The organism is Campylobacter portucalensis (assembly GCF_009690845.1).
Lineage (GTDB): Bacteria > Campylobacterota > Campylobacteria > Campylobacterales > Campylobacteraceae > Campylobacter_B > Campylobacter_B portucalensis.
Genome location: NZ_VWSJ01000051.1, coordinates 1 through 2846, shown reverse-complemented (window position 1 = coordinate 2846; position 2846 = coordinate 1). Strand labels below are relative to the sequence as shown.

Here is a 2846-nt window from a genome sequence, read left to right as displayed (position 1 = left end):
TTTTATTAAATTTAAAATTTGCTTTATGTAATAATTATTTTGATATATAAATTTTTGTTTTGATCTTTTGCCATTCCTAAATTTAGGGGCTTTATCTAAATATTTTATAAATTTTTACCTTTGGGTATGTAAAGTGGAAATTTATTTAAAGGAGAAAGCCATGAAAAAGGGTTTTACAATGATTGAGTTGATCTTCGTGATCGTTATTTTAGGTATTTTAGCAGCAGTTGCTATTCCAAGACTTGCAGCAACTAGAGATGATGCAGAAGTTAGCAAGGCCGCAACTAATGCAAACACGGCTGTTTCTGACATTACAGCATTTTATACATCTCAAGGAGATTTTGGAACTAGCCCAAAAATAGCTGATATGACAGGTGTTCCATTATATGGAACTACAAAAGGAACCCTATCAACTGATGCAACTGGCAATTTATTTGTAAAAGATAAAAAATGTCTAGAACTAAAAGTTGTTAATTCTGCCACTGATGGCACACCAGCACATGTTATTGTGAAAAAAGTAGGGACTGATGCTACTTGCGGTATGGTAGCTGAAAATCCTGGCGTAAAATCACTATTGACATCAAAATTTAGTTTCACAAAAACAACGACAGGTGGCAGCGGCACCACTACCACCACAGAAACACTACCTGCATCTGGTACGGCAAATGTAGGCTACATAAAAGTTGGTGGAACAGGTGTAAAATATTAATGGAATGCTTTAAAAAACTAATTCTTTAAGCCCTAGATTTTTCTAGGGCTTATTCTACAACACATTCTTAGGAGTTAAATTATGTCTTAAAAGATAGTTAAATTTTTGGTTTTATAATTTATTTATAAGTGTTTTTTCTATGTGAAATTTTAACAACTAAAACTACCAGTCTATCATCTAAAATTTGAGTTAAAATTCTATAATCCCCGCTTCTATATCTCCATAATCCAAGCAAATTTCCAGCCAACGGCTTACCGTCATCTTTTGGATTATCCAAGCTTTCAATAAATTTTAGCTTTTTTAATATTTGAATTTGTATAGTTTTATCAAGTTTAGAAAAATCTTTTTTAGCTTTATTGTTAAATTCAACTTTCATAAATTTATACCATATAAAGATGAAATTTCATCTAAACTATATGTTTTTTTGCCCTTGCTTTCGTTGATAGACATCATAGCTTCTTTATAATCATCATAATCATCAAGTAAATTTTTAACTGCTTCTTGAAGATAGTGTGATTTTGATCTATTTGTTTCATTTACTAATTTCTCAAATCTTTTTGATAACTCATCATTTAGCCTAAAAGTTAATTGCATTTCATATCCTATTTGTAATTTTTGTAATGCAAGTATAATAAAAATACCATAAAATTATCTTTAAATTAACAGCTAAATTTATAAAGCAGCTTAAATTTTGTTTGAAAAAATTAAATTTTGTCCATCTTTCTTGAGATGAATAAATTAAAATCTCTAATATGCTTTAAATAAAAATTCTTTTTATCTTCATTTTTATTTTTTGTAATTCCTAAATTTAGGGGCTTTATCTAAATATTTTATAAATTTTTACCTTTGGGTATGTAAAGTGGAAATTTATTTAAAGGAGAAAGCCATGAAAAAGGGTTTTACAATGATTGAGTTGATCTTCGTGATCGTTATTTTAGGTATTTTAGCAGCAGTTGCAATTCCAAGACTTGCAGCAACAAGAGATGATGCAGAGATTTCAAAAGCATTAAATAATATTAACACTCTAGTTTCAGATGTTGGTGCTTATTATACCTCACAAGGTCAGTTTGCAGCAAATTTATCAGATATGACAAATGTGCAACTAGTAACTACCACTGGTTTGACATCAGCCATAAATGCTGGCGGACAACCTTGCATGACTGTTACTTTAACTCCTGATGTTGCAGCTACATCAACCAAAGGTGCAGTTCCTGCCTTGATAACCGTAGCAGATGGCACAAATACAACAGGTTTATGTGCAAAAATTCAAGGAGACCCTAGCTTTATAAGATTAAAAGGAGCAACTGCCAGCTATGTAGATAGTGTTACAGGTAGTAGTGTATCTGTAAATGGTATAATTGTTAGCGGTATTCCAGTAGTTAGATAAATTTTAAAATAATATAGCCCTAAATTTAGGGCTTGTTGTTGGCTAAATAGCAACTTGGTTTTAGGTTTATGGTCCTACTGATCCTGATGCTGCTGGTGCTGTACCTTCAAAATTTACACCACTGCCGCCAAGTCTAATTGGGCTTGAATCAAGTATTTTTTTAATCGCATACGCTGAATCTGTCGTAAAAACTTCCCATATAAGAAAGATTATAAAATTTCTAGCTAAGTTCTGTCCATAAAAATAAAAGTTTACTTAAACAAAAAAATATAAAATTCTAAAATTTCAATAATAAAAATTAAGTTCTCAAATAATAATTGAGAACTTAAAATAATGGCATAGGATAAAACTAGAAATTAACACTTATACCGCTAATAGCTACGCCAGCTTGTGTTTGCGAAGTACCGGTATTATCAGTATAATTGAACGAAGAATTTATGTAACCATCAACGCCTTTATTAGCTAAAATCTTTGTGCAAATACTTTGAGACGAATCATCGCCAGCAGCAACTGTTAAATAAGCTGGCCTGTTTGTTGCAGCATCACCATCTGTTAATGTTACTTTTAAGCATTTTTTGCCAGCAGCCTTTAGTTGACTTGTTGTTCCAGTTCCTGGATCAAGTTGAACATTTGTCATTTCTTTTAAATCTGTTGCGTATTTTCCTTGAGAAGTATAATAAGCCCCTAAATCGCTTATAAGCGTCGAGATATTCGTAGCGGCTTTTGAAATCTCTGCATCATCTCTAGTTG

Annotated in this window: 5 protein-coding genes; 2 read left to right on the top strand and 3 right to left on the bottom strand. The window is 31.5% G+C overall.

The annotated features are described in order from the left end of the window. The first annotated feature begins 160 nt into the window (after nt 1–160). Nucleotides 161–709: a type II secretion system protein gene (locus tag F1B92_RS09255; protein WP_229770991.1), complete on the top strand. Its 549-nt coding sequence runs from the start codon at nt 161–163 to the stop codon at nt 707–709. A gap of 118 nt (nt 710–827) precedes the next feature. Here the strand turns inward: F1B92_RS09255 and F1B92_RS08525 are convergent, their stop codons facing one another. Together F1B92_RS08525 and relB are read right to left on the bottom strand one after the other, a co-directional pair. Next, entirely contained in the window at nt 828–1085 is a 258-nt protein-coding gene (locus F1B92_RS08525) for a type II toxin-antitoxin system RelE family toxin (RefSeq protein WP_154571419.1), read from the bottom strand. Continuing rightward, nucleotides 1082–1303, bottom strand: a complete 222-nt coding sequence (gene relB, locus F1B92_RS08520) for a type II toxin-antitoxin system RelB family antitoxin (protein ID WP_154571418.1) — start codon at nt 1301–1303, stop codon at nt 1082–1084. The genes F1B92_RS08525 and relB overlap by 4 nt, the downstream gene beginning before the upstream one ends. A gap of 292 nt (nt 1304–1595) precedes the next feature. On the opposite strand from relB, the gene F1B92_RS08515 reads away from it, so the two are divergent. Continuing rightward, nucleotides 1596–2096 (top strand): type II secretion system protein, encoded by a 501-nt coding sequence (locus F1B92_RS08515; protein ID WP_154571417.1) that lies wholly within the window; start codon nt 1596–1598, stop codon nt 2094–2096. Between the two features lie 349 nt (nt 2097–2445). Here F1B92_RS08515 and F1B92_RS08870 read toward each other — a convergent pair. Continuing rightward, nucleotides 2446–2846, bottom strand: a 401-nt coding sequence (locus F1B92_RS08870; protein ID WP_195836338.1) for a prepilin-type cleavage/methylation domain-containing protein, incomplete at its 5' end; no start/stop codon positions are given.

Coding starts and splice junctions, on each gene's coding strand:
- F1B92_RS08525 (WP_154571419.1), bottom strand. CDS start 1,085: ATGAAAGTTGAATTTAACAATAAAGCTAAAAAAGATTTTTCTAAACTT.
- F1B92_RS09255 (WP_229770991.1), top strand. CDS start 161: ATGAAAAAGGGTTTTACAATGATTGAGTTGATCTTCGTGATCGTTATT.
- F1B92_RS08515 (WP_154571417.1), top strand. CDS start 1,596: ATGAAAAAGGGTTTTACAATGATTGAGTTGATCTTCGTGATCGTTATT.
- relB (WP_154571418.1), bottom strand. CDS start 1,303: ATGCAATTAACTTTTAGGCTAAATGATGAGTTATCAAAAAGATTTGAG.